This window comes from Bradyrhizobium sp. AC87j1 (genome assembly GCF_002936975.1).
GTDB lineage: Bacteria > Pseudomonadota > Alphaproteobacteria > Rhizobiales > Xanthobacteraceae > Bradyrhizobium > Bradyrhizobium shewense.
In genome coordinates this window covers 14055-31338 of record NZ_PTFE01000091.1, presented here as the reverse complement: position 1 = coordinate 31338, position 17284 = coordinate 14055, and the positions used below count along the sequence as shown (strand labels likewise).

15 protein-coding genes are annotated in these 17284 nt (G+C 59.1%); 3 read left to right on the top strand and 12 right to left on the bottom strand.

All coding sequences use genetic code 11. The annotated features are described in order from the left end of the window. The coding region (gene tnpC, locus CV770_RS32665; protein ID WP_104465284.1) for an IS66 family transposase at positions 1 to 1177 on the top strand (1177 nt) is incomplete at its 5' end. A gap of 824 nt (positions 1178 to 2001) precedes the next feature. Next, positions 2002 to 4083: a secretin GspD/PilQ domain-containing protein gene (locus tag CV770_RS32660; protein ID WP_161500052.1), complete on the top strand. Its 2082-nt coding sequence runs from the start codon at positions 2002 to 2004 to the stop codon at positions 4081 to 4083. A gap of 61 nt (positions 4084 to 4144) precedes the next feature. On the opposite strand, the gene CV770_RS32655 is transcribed toward CV770_RS32660, so the two are convergent. From CV770_RS32655 to CV770_RS41860, 12 genes are all read right to left on the bottom strand, one after another. Further along, complete coding sequence (locus tag CV770_RS32655) at positions 4145 to 5065, bottom strand: LysR family transcriptional regulator (protein WP_104465281.1); 921 nt, start codon at positions 5063 to 5065, stop codon at positions 4145 to 4147. A gap of 110 nt (positions 5066 to 5175) precedes the next feature. Next, the gene (locus CV770_RS32650) at positions 5176 to 5394 is read right to left on the bottom strand and encodes an EscF/YscF/HrpA family type III secretion system needle major subunit (RefSeq protein ID WP_161500051.1); all 219 of its coding nucleotides are present in this window, start codon (positions 5392 to 5394) and stop codon (positions 5176 to 5178) included. 15 nt (positions 5395 to 5409) lie between these two features. Continuing rightward, entirely contained in the window at positions 5410 to 5634 is a 225-nt protein-coding gene (locus tag CV770_RS32645; protein ID WP_161500050.1) for an EscE/YscE/SsaE family type III secretion system needle protein co-chaperone, read from the bottom strand. Positions 5635 to 5646: 12 nt separating this feature from the next. Beyond that, positions 5647 to 7017 (bottom strand): FHA domain-containing protein, encoded by a 1371-nt coding sequence (locus CV770_RS32640; protein WP_104465278.1) that lies wholly within the window; start codon positions 7015 to 7017, stop codon positions 5647 to 5649. 5 nt (positions 7018 to 7022) lie between these two features. Beyond that, a complete protein-coding gene (gene sctV / locus CV770_RS32635; RefSeq protein WP_104465277.1) occupies positions 7023 to 9116 on the bottom strand; it encodes a type III secretion system export apparatus subunit SctV in 2094 nt (697 codons plus the stop codon). Between the two features lie 313 nt (positions 9117 to 9429). After that, positions 9430 to 9942, bottom strand: a complete 513-nt coding sequence (gene sctO / locus CV770_RS32630; RefSeq protein ID WP_104465276.1) for a type III secretion system stalk subunit SctO — start codon at positions 9940 to 9942, stop codon at positions 9430 to 9432. After that, on the bottom strand, positions 9930 to 11306 hold the full coding sequence (gene sctN, locus CV770_RS32625) for a type III secretion system ATPase SctN (protein ID WP_283811425.1): 1377 nt from the start codon (positions 11304 to 11306) through the stop codon (positions 9930 to 9932). Before sctN ends, sctO begins: the two co-directional genes overlap by 13 nt. After that, positions 11303 to 11926 (bottom strand): FliH/SctL family protein, encoded by a 624-nt coding sequence (locus CV770_RS32620; RefSeq protein WP_104465275.1) that lies wholly within the window; start codon positions 11924 to 11926, stop codon positions 11303 to 11305. The genes sctN and CV770_RS32620 overlap by 4 nt, the downstream gene beginning before the upstream one ends. Continuing rightward, on the bottom strand, positions 11905 to 12600 hold the full coding sequence (locus CV770_RS32615) for a hypothetical protein (RefSeq protein ID WP_146101399.1): 696 nt from the start codon (positions 12598 to 12600) through the stop codon (positions 11905 to 11907). The genes CV770_RS32620 and CV770_RS32615 overlap by 22 nt, the downstream gene beginning before the upstream one ends. Before the next feature lie 25 nt (positions 12601 to 12625). Beyond that, entirely contained in the window at positions 12626 to 13411 is a 786-nt protein-coding gene (sctJ, locus tag CV770_RS32610; RefSeq protein WP_146101398.1) for a type III secretion system inner membrane ring lipoprotein SctJ, read from the bottom strand. After that, the gene (sctI, locus tag CV770_RS32605) at positions 13408 to 13827 is read right to left on the bottom strand and encodes a type III secretion system inner rod subunit SctI (RefSeq protein ID WP_146101397.1); all 420 of its coding nucleotides are present in this window, start codon (positions 13825 to 13827) and stop codon (positions 13408 to 13410) included. Before sctI ends, sctJ begins: the two co-directional genes overlap by 4 nt. Continuing rightward, entirely contained in the window at positions 13793 to 14233 is a 441-nt protein-coding gene (locus tag CV770_RS41860; RefSeq protein ID WP_146101396.1) for a hypothetical protein, read from the bottom strand. Before CV770_RS41860 ends, sctI begins: the two co-directional genes overlap by 35 nt. A 1651-nt stretch (positions 14234 to 15884) precedes the next feature. Here CV770_RS41860 and trxA point away from each other — a divergent pair. Then, complete coding sequence (gene trxA / locus CV770_RS32590; protein WP_104465269.1) at positions 15885 to 16205, top strand: thioredoxin; 321 nt, start codon at positions 15885 to 15887, stop codon at positions 16203 to 16205. Positions 16206 to 17284 lie beyond the last annotated feature (1079 nt).

The following is a 17284-nucleotide window of genomic DNA, read 5'->3' as shown; positions in this document are numbered from 1 at the left end:
GGGCGAGGCCGTTACCGAGCAACGTCATATGAAGGCGAAGGTTTTACAGAATGTGCGCTTCAAATATGGGTGCCGCCATTGCGATCGCACCGGGATCAACGCCCCTGTCGTGACGGCGCCGATGCCGACGCAGCCCTTGCCGGGCAGCGTTGCCACGGCCTCAACGCTGGCGTTCGCGCTGGTTCATAAATATGTCGATGGCACGCCGCTCTACCGCCTGGCGCAGGCCTTCGAACGCGCCGGTGTTGCTGTCAGCCGCGGCGCTCTGGGCCACTGGGTGATCGGCTCAAGCGAGAAGCATCTCTCCCGCATCTATGACGCCCTGAAGCTGCGGCTCAGATCGCAGCCCCTCATCCATGGCGACGAGACGACGGTTCAGGTCCTCAAGGAAAAGGACAGAGAGGCCACCAGCACATCGTATATGTGGGCCTATCGCAGCGGCGAGGACAGCGACCAGCCGATCGTGCTTCTGGATTATCAGCCAGGCCGCGGCCAAATCCACCCGCAGGCCTTTCTCGGCGATTACCGTGGCATCGTGATGAGTGACGGCTATACCGCCTGGCGCACGCTGGAAGGGGCAACCCACATTGGATGCATGGCCCACTCCAGGCGACGCTTTGTCGATGCCCTCAAGGCGAGGAAGAAAGGCGGCGGTCCGCCCGAGCAGGCGCTGCGGTTCTTCGAACAGCTTTACCGGGTTGAAAGGCAGGCGCGGGACGAAAAACCAGACAGAGGCGAAACGCCAGATCAATGCATTCGCCGCTTCCGCCAGCAACACAGCATTCCCGTCCTGAACGCCCTCAAGGAATGGCTCGATCAAATCGCCCCGAAGGTCTTGCCGGACAGCAAGCTTGGCGACGCCATATCCTACACCCGAAACCAATGGGAATATCTGACGCGCTACGCCGAGGACGGCAGGATGCCGATCGACAACAATCTCCTGGAGCGTGATATCAGAATCTTTGCCACTGGCAGAAAGAGCTGGCTGTTCAGCGACACCGTCGAGGGCGCCAGGGCCAGCGCCGTCGTCTACAGCCTGATGCTGACCTGCCGCGCCTCACGCGTCGAGCCGTTAGCCTGGTTGCGCCACGTCCTCACCGAATTGCCTCAGCGCGCGGGCGACGCCGATATCACCGACCTGCTGCCCTTCAACTTCCCCAAAACCGCCACTGCCTGAACAGGCCAGACGCCGCCCCCGATACGAAGACCATCCGTCAAAAGCGCAGGCGTCAACGTGCGGGGAAAATCGCGCTTACGCTAAGGAGATCGATGATCCCTGACATGGCGTGACTCATCATCTGAAGCGCGGGACGATCTAACGCGCGTCACGTGCCGGCGCATCAGGTGAGTGTTGCACAGTCGCGAGAGCAGCCCGCTTGTACTAGTCATGCGGGAGCGGCCGACGGCACTCGAGTGGTCACGGCTTGAAGTGATCGATGATCATCGCGATCGTTCATCCAACGACGGCATGCAACGCGGCGTTTGGAGCGAATGGCAGCGGAGATTTGCCTGGCAAGAGTTGGTCCGGCTTGTGTCCGCGATCTCGCGATTTGTCGGTAACGGCCAAGATTGGCAACAACTCATCGAGACGTGCCCCGCGGTGAATACCGCTCCTGCTGATCCAGGCGGCCATCCTTGAATCAAAGCACGGAGCACTCGCAGCTCCATCACTTCCCGTTATGGACTCATATCGATGAATTAATTTGCAGCTTGGCGGGTCTCCGGTACTCACACTCGGAAGAATCATCAAGCTGCTATTTGTCTTATCCTCGGGAAAGTTTCGCCGCTGAGCGCCAAGCCCAACATCGCTCGCGCTGCCAAAGCCCAAGAGGATGGCTTTGCGCTGGCACATGGAAACATTGAATGAATGAACATCTTCCGCAAGTGTGCCCCTCATCGCGCCCTACGGTACTCACGTTTCTTTGTCTACTCCTCACCGGATGCGCAGGCTCGACCGCTGAGCGCAGCGTTCTACTGAACCCGCCGAGCGGCATTCGGAAGATGTCCGAACATACATACTCGGAGGGCGCTTCGCTCGCGGGCGGCTTTGAGGTGTTGACCCAACCATCTGCCCCGCCTGCCGAAACCTCGGAACGTCGGCTACCGGTCACCACCAATAGCACGCGCGTCAGTCTGGACTACGTCAATGCTGATATCCGGCGGGTCGTGAATGACGTCGTCGGCAATATCTTGGCCATGCCCGTTGTGATCGATCCAGGCGTAGAGGGAAAGATAACGCTCCGGACTTCCGGCAAGGTCGCGGCGAGTGATGTTCCGCGACTGCTGGACGAAGTGCTGGGAAAGTCTGGTTACGGACTGGCGGCAGTTGACCGGGGAGTCAGGGTGGCGCGCCTGGCTGACCTCGCTGACGGAGGGCGCGGCGATGTTAAGGTAATTCCCGTTCGCTATGTCGATCCAGTCGATGTCATCAAGGTCATCCGACCAAACGTCGAGGAAAACGTTCATTTGGCGCCTGCCCCCGGAAAACGAGGCATCGCGATCAGCGGGCCGCCCGGTGGCGTTAATTCCGCTCGTGAACTCATAGGCCTGTTGGACATCGATAGCATGCTCCACAAGTCCTTTGCACTGTATACCCTGGCTCAGGCAAGTCCCGCCGCGGTCGAGAAAGACCTCAATTTTCTATTTAATCAGAATCCTGAGGGCCCGGCGCGAGTCCGATTTGCATCACTGGAGCGGTTGAACGGCATTCTTGTAGTTGCCGACGATCAGGCGGCACTCCAGTACGCGCGCGAGACAATCGAGAAGCTGGACAGAACGTCGAAGGCAGCAGCAAACGTTCAAGTGCGGCCACTGAAGTACCGAAGGGCGACCGAAGTGGCGCAGGTGCTGGCGCAAATCTTCGGCGCTGAGCCGGGCGTCGCGGCAGCGCCCACACAGCCCGCCGGAGAATCCGGCAAGGTGCCGGTGGCAAGCCTGCCCGGTCGATCAGACCTTCTCCCCAACCCGTCCAGCCCGGCGAACGAAGGCTCCGACTCGAACCGGGAGATGGCGCAAGCAAAGCACGAAGCCGTGGTGGTCCCGGCCAGTCTCGGTTTGTCGGCGCCGGTGCGGATCCAGGCGGATCGCAGCCAGAACGCGCTTGTTATTCTGGCGGCACCGCACGATGCCAAGATCATCGATGCCGCAATCCGCCGTCTTGACGTCAAGCCTCGTCAGGTTCTCATCCAGGCAATTGTCGCGGAGGTCCGGCTAAACGATGGCCTCGGATACGGGGTGGATTATCTTTTGTCCTCTCGCGGCCTGGGTGCTATTCCAAAAGGTGGCTTGTCCTATGTGTTTCCCGGGACAAGTGCCAACGTTGTGCTGCACGCGCTGAGCGAGGTGGCGGACGTCAAGGTTGTATCCGCGCCACGCATTCTCGCGGTCGACAATCAGCCGGCGACGATCCAGGTCGGCGAGCAGGTCCCCATCTTGTCGCGATCATCCCAATCCCCGGCAAGCGAGAGCGCTCCGATCATCAGCAACGTCGAACTGCGTGACACAGGAGTAATTTTGGCCGTTACGCCTCGAATAGGCGCAGGCGGTAGTGTCACACTCGATACTTTTCAGGAGGTTAGCACCGCTAACAAGAACAAGCTCACCAGTATCCAGTCCCCCGTGATTTCGCTACGCCGCCTGCAGAGCACCGTATCGACACGAAACGGGGATACGATAGCAATTGGGGGGTTGATGCAGGATAGTAGCTCTCGGACCGATTCCGGGCTTCCTTTGCTGATGAACATTCCGCTTCTGGGAGCGGCATTTCGGCGTACTGAACAAACCAAAGAGCGAACTGAGCTCCTGGTGTTACTCAATCCTCTGGTGCTTCAAGGTGACGCGGAGGCGGGAGCCCTAACCGACGAGTTGCGGGCGAAGTTCGAATCGCTCGCGCCCGAGCTCGGCCGCCAGCTCACGCCCGCACCGCAACGAGAGGCCGCCTCACCAAAGCGCGAACAAGCTGCAAAGGTTCGGCGAGAGCCGGCAATCCCGGCCGTCACCGGCTCAATTTCGGTACCCAGAACGTTTCCTGAGTCCCAGGTCCCTCCCCTGCTCGATGGCAATATGCGAGGCGGACTCGATTGATGGTTCGTGTGAAGCAGCCTCACGATCGGAACGCCTTGCGGCGATAAAGGCGCGGCGCTCTTCACGTTGCTCTGCCATTGTTCTGCGCAAGGTCCACATGGGTTGCCAGGAGGTCACCTACCGCCTGTGCCGCGAAGGGCAGCGGAGTATTGCCGGACGAGATCAGGCATGCCGTCACATGGATCGGCGGATCTATCGAGATCAGCCTCAGACGGCCATGTCCCGGTACGTCAGAGAAGACGATCCTCGGAACGATCACGTTGCCGATGCCAGCTTGGACCAGGGAGAGCGCACTGGCAAACGTGTCGACTTCCGCGACGCAGTTGGGAGTCAAACCGGCCTCCTCGAACGCCCGGTCCAACGCGCTGCGAACTGTGTCGGGTCGTATCGGCAGCACAAGAGGAAGGTGAGCCAGCCGCTCGAGCGAAATGGTATGCGCGACATCTTCGGCAAACAGAGGTCCAACCAGCGATAGTGGCTGGTGAAAAAGCGGCCGCCGGGCCAGGCCGTGGATAGGCTCATCTTCAAGGACGAAGCAGACATCGACCCGGCGCGATGCGATAAGCGATCTCATGCGCAGAATGTCCCCCACAACCAGACGGAGATGCACTTTCGGCAGGACCATCCGGCAGGCTTGCATAAAGTCGCGAACCCAGCACACCGTAAACCCTGACAACATGCCAAGCCTTACCAGGCCTTCCGGTTCTTCCGCCACCGACCGGACGACGCGGCCCAGCTGATCCACCTGCTCGATGATCGATGCCGCCTCGCGATAGAAGATTTCGCCCGCGGCAGTTGGACGAATGCCACGTTGACTGCGCTGGAGCAGTGCGACGCCAAGTTCAGCTTCAAGGGCAGTCATTTGCTGACTGAGAGCGGGCTGCGCCACGTGCAGCATGCCTGCCGCGCCCGTAAAGCTACCGGAATCCACGATGCCCAGGAAATAGCGGAGATGACGAAGTTGCAGGAAGTTAGGTGACATCAGTCGCGTTCGATTTCGCTCGGTCGATTCAGGCCTGATCAGGATATCCGGACTTGACCATCAGCCCGGATATCGTGCCGGCACCGAACGACCAAACCAACCGATGAAGATCAGGCAATATTCCGAATGATACCATTGAGTGCGTCGTGAACCGCCTTGATGATGGTGGAGTTCAAGTTCAACAGTGTCGTGTGCTGGCTCATTGAGAGCTGAAAGCGAAGCTGGTCCATGGTGTCGTCTGGATTCATGGTTGCCAAACGCTCTCTCACACTGCGTTCCGATTGACCGACGGATCGACCGATAGAGTTGGTTATGCTGCCGAAGTCCATTTCACCTCTCATTATTCAGCGGACTATTTCGCGGTGATGCCGTATCCATGTAGCATCAACGACTTCTGTTGCGCAATCTATTGCGTCGAGTAGTGCCTGCAGTGCTTCGAACTGCCGCGTTGTGACGCCGCTATCAATGTCACGCTTCAGGGCCTGCCTCCAGTTCTGGAGGTCTCCAATGATGACAGCTTTGCTGGAGCCATCAACATCATTTTGCAGCTGCTTTTCCAGCTCAAGCACGATGGGCACTCTTCACCGTTGATCATCCTCTGTTACCCACTCTGGGTTGCCTCGATAGAGCATGCGAAGGTTCGATTCTCCGACACGCATGACAAGTCCATCGTGGTCGATGGCTGCAATCTTGCCGATGTGATCGATGCTATCGCCCACTTTCAATTGCGCTCCGTTCTCAACGACCACGAAAGGTGCGCGGCCCAGATGCACCCCTCGCACCGCCGGCAATACCATCAGCTCGCACCGCGACTCGAGCCGGATATAGGGCCTGAATCTTTCCTCGAACCGAGCGGCAATGTCTTTCCACTCGTCGTATGTAGCCGAGGCCAGCGTTCCAGACACGGCTACGACATCTGGCCTTGCGATGATGCGGATGGACCGGCGGAGATCGGAGGATGCCGCCGCCAGCAGAAAGGCGCGTGCCCGATCGGGTGTTGCCACTTCATCATTGGTTTTGTACACGCCCGGGATGTCCTGCTGCAGACGACGAAGGGCCGCTTCGACTTTGGCATCGCTACGACCGTATCCCGTCACTGTAAGTTCGCCTGCACCTTCTACTCGAACGCGACCGTCGATATCGAAAGCGTGCAAGATCGTAGCTGCAAGGTCGATGAGCCTTGCATGAGATAGTTTGGTAGCGGCCGCTCGCCTTGCTGTGACGTCAGCCGCGAGCCTGGGATCTTGCCATCGAGACTGGCTCTTGTCGGTATTCTCTCCAGGCTCCAGGTCGATCGCCGGTTCCCCGGCAGTCGACCGCATACTGACGTCGGGTGCGATTTCCAACCCACGAGGATCAGCCGTCTGCGGCTCGATCTGCTGAGTGGCCAGAGCGGCAGAAAACGCCCTGGAGTGAAGCCGCTCCATCCCTGCCCAAGCGCCACATATTATCATCAGGAGGCCACAAACCCCCGCCCCCAGCCGCAACCGCAACGGTATCGAGCCTACCGTGAGACGTGATCGTCGGCAGTCCAACGCCAATGGCTTTGTTGCATCTGAAAGGGACCTGCTCGCATCCAATCCCTGGCGCTCTAGTACGCGATCCTCCTCCGGAAAGCCGACCCCGACCGGGCCCAGGCTAAAGATTGTGCGACCAACACGAACGGGGCTGAACGGATCAAGGGTGATCGGGCTGTGTGTGGTGCACTCCCGACCGTTGATAAGCACGCCCGGCGCGAACGCAGTGATCTGGATTTTCCCCGACTCGATGACAACACGAATATGCGAACCGACCAGTTCCGGATCGCCGAAGGTGAGGTCATCCTTATCATGGCTACCGATGAGCCACGTTCCCTCGCCCAGCCATGTCTCCGCGCCCAGGTTTGGCCCGGACAGAACGCGCAAAGCGAGCTTGTCCTGTTCACCGGCCAGAACATTCCCTTGCATTGGCATGTTGGTCACTGCAGCGCAATTCGCGCCAAGGGCTGGACGGAGATGTCAGGAGTAAGCTCTTGATAGGAGAGCACCGGGAGCTCGTACAACTCGAATTCGATAAGTTTGCGGATGTATCGACGGATATCGATCGAGGTGAGCAACACCGGCTTATACGGCAGTGATTCAAGGATGTCGGCGGCATCTTTTATCCTGCCAACGATCTGCTGCGTGGTAAGCGGATCGAGCGTGAGATAGCTTCCGGCAGACGTCTGCCGAATAGCCTTGCGCACTGTGTCTTCCACATCCGGCGTCAAAATGTAGGCTGGCAACAGATTCGTACCGGCACAATGCTGAAAGCAGATCTGCCTCTTGAGCGCGCCACGCACATACTCGGTCAGCAGGACTGTATCCTTCTCGTTTTGTCCCCATTGGACCAACGCGTCGAGGATGGCGCGCATGTTTCGCAGTGAAACCTGCTCCGAAACGAGCCGTTTGAGCACCTCCGCTATCTTCTGCAGAGGGACCAGGCGCAACGCCTCTTTCACAAGTTCCGGAAACGATGCCTCCATCTGTTTCAAAAGCGCTCTCGTTTCCTGGATACCGATGAACTCATCGGCGTGCCGACGCACGATCTGACCAACATGGCACGAAAGAATCTGGGCTGATTCCAGATACGTGACGCCCGCAGATCGCAGCGACTCAAGATGTGCGGCATCAACCCAGACAGTCTCCATTTGAGGCAAGAAGGACTCTTCCATGACATACGGAATGTCCACCATTTCGAGGCCTTCGGGAGTATCACGCGCCAGGACGTGCTGAGGCCGCAATCGTCCCGAACCGTATGGAACTTCATTCAACCTGATAATATATTCGCCCTTGTTGCTATCAGCGTTCATTCGAACATTGATCGCTGGAACCGGAACGCCAAGATCGAGCATCAGCGCCTGCCGCGTGGCCACCAACGCTTTATCAAGCACGTCCGGCTGAATCATCGTCTGGATATCGCGGTCAATGTCGATCATCACCGGTACTGTAAGCATGATGTCATTGCTGCCGGCCTTGTTTGCCTCGGAGACCTCAGTCGAACTCGTCGACATTGCTTTCCCGCTGAGTAGGTGGCCGTGCGCGACGGTACGCGATAGCCCACCACGCTGCTGCAGCAGCCAGCCGGCCCCACCCACGGCTGCTGCCAAAACTACAAAAATCACCGTCGGAAAGCCGGGCACAAGGGAGAACAGAACCAGCATGAATGCGCCAACCATGAGTGCACGGGGTTGCGCACTCAGTTCATTGCCGATTGCATTGCCGAGGTCTGCGCTGTTGTCTTCGGAGCTCACCCTCGTGACGATGAATCCTGCCGTGATCGAGGTGAACAGTGCCGGAATCTGGCCCACGAGGCCATCGCCGATGGTCAGGGTCGTATAGACCTCCAGCGCCTCGGAGAAGCCCATTCCTTTTTGGAGTGAACCAATCGAGATCCCGCCGATGATGTTCACGATGATACTGATCAAGCCCGCGATCGCGTCCCCCTTGAGGAACTTCATGGCGCCGTCCATGGCACCGTACAACTGACTTTCGCGTTCGATGGCAACACGGCGCCTGCGAGCCTCTCGCATATCGATGCTGCCTGCCCGTAAGTCGCCATCGACGCTCATCTGCTTTCCCGGCATGGAATCCAAAGAAAAACGTGCAGCGACCTCGGCAACGCGCTCTGATCCTTTGGTGATGACGACAAATTGTACAATTGTCATGATCAAGAAGGTGACCGCGCCTACCACGAGATTACCAGCTACGACAAAGTTACCGAAGGTCTTGATGATCTGGCCAGCATCGGCATGAAGCAGGATGGTGCGAGTTGCCGCAATACCAAGCGCTAGACGAAACAGCGTTGCCAGCAAAAGCACCGATGGAAATGAGACGAATGCGAGTGGCGATTTGATGTAGACCGCCACCATCAGCAGGATGGCTGCAATTCCCAGATTGACCGCTTGCAGCACGTCCATGAGCACTGATGGAAGCGGAATAATCATCATGAAAACGATCGTGATCAGCAACGTCACGAGAACAATGTCGTTACGGCCGGTCGCGATGGTCAGGAGTTTGTCGAGTGGCTTCATCTGATCAACCTAGCGCGAGTTGCCCCGTGAGATGCCAGTCCATAGCCAGAGGGGGCGACATCAAACCTTCCAGAGTAGCAAATTTGAACCCTCCCAGCCGATTAGCTGCGTCCAAAGCCAACTCGCCCGGGCCGCAACACTGACTCCCATGCTTTCCCGATCGGGTGCGGAAGTCCGCGCTCTTCGGCCAGACGACAGGCACACACGATTGTGCCAGCGGACGATAGGTCGAGCGTGTCGCCATCAGAGCAGCCGCCACCATCTGCATCGGCATAAACCGCAGGATCCGACGACGCTCGCCTGATCTCCTCCCCTAGCCTTCGCATCCCTGAAATTCTTCGAGGTCCAAGGCCGCCGCTGCTCGCGGCGTGTCCACCCTATCCTCGCAAACCTGCTCCGGCCTCCTCATCGCGGCATCGCGCAAGGCGCGCGCCAAATGTTCGCACTTATCGAAGTGCTTGCCTGTTTGACGCACGATGTTGCACGCCTCGTCGCGTGCCTGCCGCGCCTGATCGGCTTCCGCGACCGCCGTTCCAATGTCCTTTTCGAGCAGCTGATCGTGATCGTGCAAGGAGGTCATCTTCGCCTTCAGACCGACAAGCGCGCCGGGGGCGACGGTTTCTCCGATCACGGAATCGTACAGGGCCGCTTCAAGCCGAAGACGCTTTTGCCGCCAGGCGCGGTGATTTTCGGCGGCGGTCTCCACAGCAGCGGCAGCGCTCTCAAGAGCCAACTGTCGCGCCCGCAGAATATCTTGCTGACGATGATGTCGCAATTTCCGCAGCTCCAGGAGACGGGGAACGGCGTCCGAGATCATCCCACGCATGTTTCGAGCTCCTGGAGCGCGGCTTCGAAGTCTATCTGCTCACTAGTCGATTGGCGCAGGAAACTCAGTATTTCGTCCCTTCTGGCAATCGCCTCATCCGCGAGTGCGTCAGTTCCGTTCTTGTATTCACCCACACGAATCAAGAGTTCGACCTCCTGGTATTTCGCCATCAGCTCCCGCAGTCTTCGCGCCATGCTTTCATGCTGCGGAGCCACGATCATGCTCATGACGCGGCTGACGCTCGCAAGAATGTCGATGGCAGGATAGTGGTTCGACATAGCCAGGGCGCGCGAGAGCACAATGTGGCCATCAAGGATCGAACGCGTTTCGTCGGCGACGGGTTCAGTCATGTCATCTCCCTCAACAAGCACGGTGTAGAAGGCCGTGATCGACCCACGCGCATTGTTGCCCGCACGCTCCAAAAGTAGCGGCAGCGTCGCGAACACTGATGGCGGGAAACCGTGGCGGGTCGGTGGCTCACCTGCTGCAAGGCCGATCTCCCTGTGCGCCCGCGCAAAACGTGTTAGCGAATCCATGAGAAGCAGCACGCGTTTGCCTTGATCGCGAAACCATTCAGCTATTGCCGTGGCCACATAGGCCGCCTTGGCGCGCTCCATGGCGGGCCGGTCGGACGTCGCGACAACAAAGACCGCTTTGGTTCGTGATCCCGAGCCGTGCTGCGTGATGAATTCTTGCACCTCCCGTCCGCGCTCGCCGATAAGCGCTATCACCGCGACGTCAACCTCAGCGCCCCGTATGAGCATCGACAGCAGCGTACTTTTGCCGGCGCCCGCAGCGGCAAAGATACCGACGCGTTGCCCTTCCCCGCTCGTCAGCAGGGCATCGATCGCCCGTACACCGACCGGAAGAACCTGATCTATGCTACGCCGGGTCAGCGGATCGGGTGCGCTGCTATGAACCGGCACGTGGGCCTCCGCGATCATGGGCCCACGAGTGGTTGCATCGAGTGGGCGGCCAAGGCCATCGAGTACCCGACCGAGCAGGTTCCAGCCCACCGGCACCAGCAGGCCCTTTCTCGTCGGAATCACCTCCGTGAGAGTCGAAAGTCCCCGCATCTCCCCGAGCGGCGTCAGAACGGCAACATCGCGCTGAACACCGACGACCTCGGCGGTCAGTTCACGGTTATTTTTGGGATCGCGGAGTTCACACAAATCCCCGATATGCACCCCAGGAGCCGTCGCACGGATGATTGTTCCAACGACTTGAAGGACACGACCACGGACATTCATCGTCGGCGTCTGCTCAACCACTCTGCTCACGAGCCGGAAGAACCGATCGATGCTTTCATGCGAACAACCGACGGGATCTACCGCCGTTGACGGGTCGACCGGCTCCGAGATCACTTCGACGCCTCTAGGCTTTTGCGAAGGCCGCTTTCGATCAACGTGAGCTGGCTTTCGATCGTCGCGTCGACCAGTCCGGCATCGGTCTCGAGAATACAGCCGGCATCATTGATCCGCGGATCAGAAACAACTTCGATGACTGCGCGCGACGTGACCGCCGGGACTATCTCGTCGACCCGCCCGCGAACCGTCTCGACCAGCGACGGTGCCACTCGCAGCCGAACCGCAGGGCTATGGCCCGCGACCCTCAGGCTTCGCAGCGCGATCCGCACTGCGGCCTCGCCTGGCGCCGTCGTGTCGATGATCCGGCGGGCGATCTGCAGGCCGAGGTCCACGATCCTTTCCTTGTTTTGCTCCATGACCCGCAGTGACGCTACGGCGATTGCGCCCAAGCGCTGTTGAATTGTCACTTGCGCTTCCTTGAGCCCGGCTTCTCTGGCGGCCGCTTCAATCCTGCTTGCGGACACGCGCGCTTCCTCAACAAGCGCCTCTGCATCGCGCTGCGCCTGGATCAGCAGTTGCTCGGCCTGGAGGAGCGCCTGCGCGCTTGCCGCCGGCAGGATTCGCCCTGGTCCGAGAACACTGATCGTCTCGGACGTCAATCGAACCAGTGCGACCATCGGGCCATCCTTTTGCTGACCAACCGCCGCATCGCATGAAAGGCGTCCTCTCCCGCACTGTCTTTGCGACAGGCGTCAGCCGCCACCGTCCAGATAGACGCAGGGCTGCGTAATCTCAGTCGTACCTGCAGTGCATCCGGGATGCAGCCCATTGCGAGGCCGAACATTGCAGCTCCGCAGTGGAGCAATTCAGCAGGCCCGTTGGGCAGCTTGGACGCACCGATAGCCGTCATCAGGGCGGCGGTCGGTCGTGGCAGCAGCGCGGCATGGAAAGCGAACGCGAAGGCGTCCTCTCCGAGGACGGAACGTGCTGCAACGACATCGGCGTTGCGAAGCTGACCGACAAGACTGGGAACCCCGATCCACGCCGCAGCAAGGCACATGAGGCGCACGGCGTCCGATGCCGGCAAAAATGCGAGCCGGGTCCTCGGCGCATGGCCAGCGCAGATGATGGCGGACGCCCCCCTATCTTGAGCCGGAAGCAGCCGGCTTCCAAGTCTCATTCGGATGAACGAATCTGCCCGTGCAGGCTCCCGCGGCAGCCATTCGGGCCAATCCTTGGTTATAGCATCATCGAAGTCGGCCGCGGGATCGGCGATGCAGCGCATCATCGCTCCGGCCCACAGCCTGTGAAGCCAGTTGTCCGAAATTGCTGCCGATCCTGTCGCGATCATCGAGGAATTGCTCGCTTGCATTGATCTATGGCGCCGCAGGATTTGCTGTGTGGCTCACACGCGTCCGCCACACGAGAATGGCAAGGACTGCATTGCCGATTAGCGATATCACGAGCCCAGCCACGAGTCCGACCAAGAGATGGAGCGGAGCGCTGGCCTCGGCGGCGACGGGAGACGCATCGAGTGGCGGCAAGCCGCTATCGCTTTGAGTCGCCTCGACGAGCGTAACCGAGACCCCGTCGTAGGATACGCCCTTCAAGCTATTTGCGACAAACTCCTTGATCTTCGGTACGATCTGATCAACGGCGGTACCAGCCTTATAGCGGACCAACACAGCAGCAGTTGAGGGAGCCGGTGGGACGCGTTCGTCGATCGTATTCTCGGGAAGGACGGCATGGACGCGGGCACTGAACACGCCATCGATCCTGGAGAGCGTCTCCGACAATTCCTGCGTCGTGCCGTGAATAAATCGCACACGCTCCTCCGTTGGCGATGACAACATGCCCTCTTTCTTGAATAGGGTGCCCAAGTCGGCAAGCCGATCGCGAGGCAATCCGGCGCCATCCAGTAGACTCATGGCACGCGGCACGTCTTTCGTCGAAACAATCAAGGTGGCCGCCCCGTTATGCTCGGCCAACCGCTCAGCATCGATGCCATGCAGTATCAGCAACGCGAGCATCTTGTTGGCGTCATGCGCCGGGAGATTGCGATAAAGCTCGATCTTTGCTCCGCACCCCGTCAACGCAAACGTCGCCAAAAGAATCAACGCGCGCTTCAACACCAACATCACGCTCGCATAACGGTTGTTCACTGGCTCTTTAGGAGAGTATCAAGGCTTTGCACAGCCTTCCCAACCACTTTCGACGCGATATCGTATTGCAGCGTCATGGCTGACAGGGTGGATTGCGCGTTCAGCCATTCAGTCGAACTAAACCCACCGGAAGCATAGCTTTCCGCGACCCCGGCCGCGACGTTCGTAGCGTCGCCGAAAGATGCGCTTAGTTTCTCCATTCCGCTAAGGATATCGTCAGCCACCCGGACGCGACCAATCAGCCCCTCCTCGGTGGGGGCCACTGCGAGATCATTATTCGCTGATGACAGCCCCGGCCGATCGAGCGCCGCACGAAAGGCTTCGACCGAGTCACTCGACGCCCTTGATGCGACCGGCCCGCCGCTCGCCGGCGACATAGCCTCAAGTAGCGCCACGACCCCATTCACACCGCTCATTGACTGAACCTCCTGTATGCACCTTGGCTGCACCACTCAACGCCGCGAAAAGCCCATCGAGCGCCAGATCGTCACGAGGAAGACGCCGAAGCACAGCATCCCGCTCGCTTAAACGTCCAACAACCCCAAGCGTTAGCGCCTGAAATGCCATTCCATAGGGATCATTCGCGCGGGCAAGAGGATCGAGGCGCTCCAGCGCCGTTTCAACGTCGTTTGCCAACAGGTCGACGAGCACACACGCGATGACGGCCTCTCGACCGCCGGGGGCAACCACATCGATCCCCTTGGCAATCCGCCTCGCTCGCCCCACGTCGTTTTTAACACAAGCCAGAAACGCAACCTCGGTCAGGCACCGCAGGAGGCGGCGTCGGCTTTCCGGCGTGGCAAACGGGACCAAATCAGACATAACGACGAATAGTCCTCATACCGCTTTAAATCCGGCTCATCTGCCAGAATGCAACGAGGCCCTCACCAGTTGCGCTTGCTGTGGGGTGTTTTGGCCACCACTTCTGATGCCGCCGAGCGCGTCATAAGCATTCGGATGAAGCTCTGCTTTCCAGCATGCCGCCGCCCAGGATTCACCGTTTCGGCGTTTCTAGTCCGCGGCGCGATCGAGTGGAAATACAGTTTGCAGATGGAAGCATAGTGAATGCATATGGACGGAACATTCACGTGAGATTTGAACCGCACCTTCGAGTTGGGCCGTTAGTCAACGACCTATTCAGATGCAGCCCTCAAACGCTTCGAGCGGAGTGAGTTCAACCTGAACGCCGGCTGGCGGGGTCGAGCGAGCGCCGATTAACACGACGCGCCCTCTGGGCGACATTAGCACGTTCGGAGTTCTGAGCCATGCAGTCGTGGCTGGCGCCTCGCGTTCGCTCCGATGCACACCGTCTGCTCATCTCAAAATTCAGGCGAGGAATGCTCTTGAACCGTAGCCTCGCTTCAAGCTGGAATATTCCGAATTGCTTGCGAACGAACAACGGGCCGACGGCCGACTGAGTTCAACAGCTATCGAGAACCCGGGGCGCAGGTTCCGATGACACGACAACGGATATTATGTGATCCGTGTATTGGGCATCGATGCTTGCTCCTTTCCTCCTATTGCAGAATAAACGTTGATGTCGTTCTGCTTGCCTGATTGTCGCAGCTGGGCTGTGTAGAAACGGCCGGTGATCATGATGTTGGTCTGGGGTCGATCGGTGCTCGGTAGCACGCCGTGCCAGTGCATCCGCGCGTGAGATTCTCCGGCGCCTGCTCGCTGCCGTGAGGCCAGTGCGGACCGACAAATCTCCCCAATCCGGTGCCGGAGGCAGCATATACGGCTCGGGCCGAAGATCGACGCCGCAGCGTTGTGCTGGCATGATGGTGGGTAGAAGATGCGCTGGACTGCGTCGCATGACGTCATCGCCACCCTCACGCAACTGGTGGGTTATGATTGGATCCACGAACGGCGTCCGGCCAGCGAGAACCGGACTACCCCTCTGCAGCTCCTGCTGCAGGAAGGTGAAGTTCGCGATAATTCGCTCGTCTCCCAGGCACTCCCGTCGCTCAAGCGATAATCGCTGCGGCCTTGGATCGGCGCATCAACCTGCGCCAGCGGCCAGGTTGATCCCATCCCGAAAGGTTGATTCGACTGGGAACGGCCGCCCCGACCCGCTTCCTCCTGCTCGCTTGTCTCGTCAGAAGACAAATCCACCGCCGCGTCGGCCTCAACGGCTTCCTTGAACCGCTTAAAGTTCAAGTTCGACGCGGCGCCGGCGTTTTGAATGCGTCGCGATGAACTCTCCGGTGGCGCCTTCGAGCGCCGCAAATTTTGTGAACCTTGACGCGGCGAACGTTGGTCTAAACTTATGGCCTCGAAAGGTTCCGCTGTGGGCAGAAAGCCACGGAGGGCTGTAGCAGCGAGGAAGGACAGGGATGTGGTCCAGGAGGCAGGCTCCTGGCGTCGCAGGGCAACGCTCCCTATGTCCCGAACAGCGTCGGGTTGATAATTGACAATTCCGCACCGCACCGTCACATGTGGTTCAACATCTTCTTCGGTCAAAGGAGCAGCCATGGCTACCGTAAAAGTCGATATCAATAACTTCCAGTCGGAAGTTCTGGAATCCGCAGCACCCGTCGTCGTCGATTTCTGGGCCGAATGGTGCGATCCCTGCAAGATGATTGCTGCGAGCCTCGAGGAAATCTCCGTCGAGATGGAAGGCAAGATCAAGGTCGCCAAGCTCAACGTCGATGAAAACCCGGAACTCGCCGTCCAATTGGGCGTGCGCTCCATTCCGGCGCTCGCGATCTTCAAGGACGGCGAAGTGGGCGACTTCTCGGTCGGCGCCAAACCGAAGACAGCTCTTTTGGACTGGATTTCGAACGCTGCCTGATCGATATCGCTCAATTTGCCTTATTGGCGCGGGCCTGGCGTAGCTGCTTGATTTCCACTCGTACGGATCACTGACTCTTGGTTGGTTGGGTATTTGCCTGGACGGAGAAAGAGCCCGTGCTCCCACTGTCCAGATGACGGTGCGGGTCGAGTCTCAGGAACTGAAGCGGGAAAAATGGCGGCCTCAGTGGCCGGCAAATGACGCGAGGCTGATGGTAGCTCAGCGGGACACGTTACTTTCTGCCAAGGGGCCACCCAACCGAACTGGAAAAAGGATGCTTGGTCTTGCTGCATTTGGAAATCTCGAGCTTCCAAGCTTTCTCACACTGATATCCATAGTTGCTATTCGGCGAGCTTTGCGGAGTCTTATCACGCGACACCCTGACGCGGGTATTCTCGTCGCGATCGTCAGCATCTCGTAAGCTGGACTCCGCAAAAACCCGGCGGGGCTTCTAAAACGGGAAACTAGGCATGGATTCTATCGAGCGAGCCTGGGCCGATCGTGCTTTGTGTACCATCATCGAAGAAGATGAGGAAATCCAGCATTCGAGCACGGAAGCTTCTCCGTCAGCAACTGACCGTCTGGAGCAGCCAAGCGCTGTGAGCTGGGTGGAATCATCCGATGGGGAAGACAATTCGCTGGGCAGTATGTCGCCGCAGCTAGACGCGGTGCTGGCCGAGATTGGACGTCGGCCGAATTCTCGCTTGAATCGCCCCTACCGTGAGTCCGCATTGCTTGACAGCCCTCGCCTGTTGCGAAATTCGTCACAGGGGCGCGCTACTGACGACCTTACGGGGATCAACGAGGTGCTGGCCGAGGTTGAACGTCGGCCGAACTCTCGCTTGAATCGCCCCTATCGTGAATCCGCATTGCTAGACGGCCCTCGCCTGTTGCGAAATCCGTCACAGGGGCGCGCTGCTGACGGCCTTACGGGGATCATCGACCGCAACGACATCTTGGATTCCTCGGGCGATATCGCTTCGGAGGCGGACATTCGCAGTTATCGGCAGTGGTGGGCCAGCAGCGGGCAGGAAGCCAATCCATTGACCTTGTCCGCCGCTTCGGCCGAGCGTGATGAT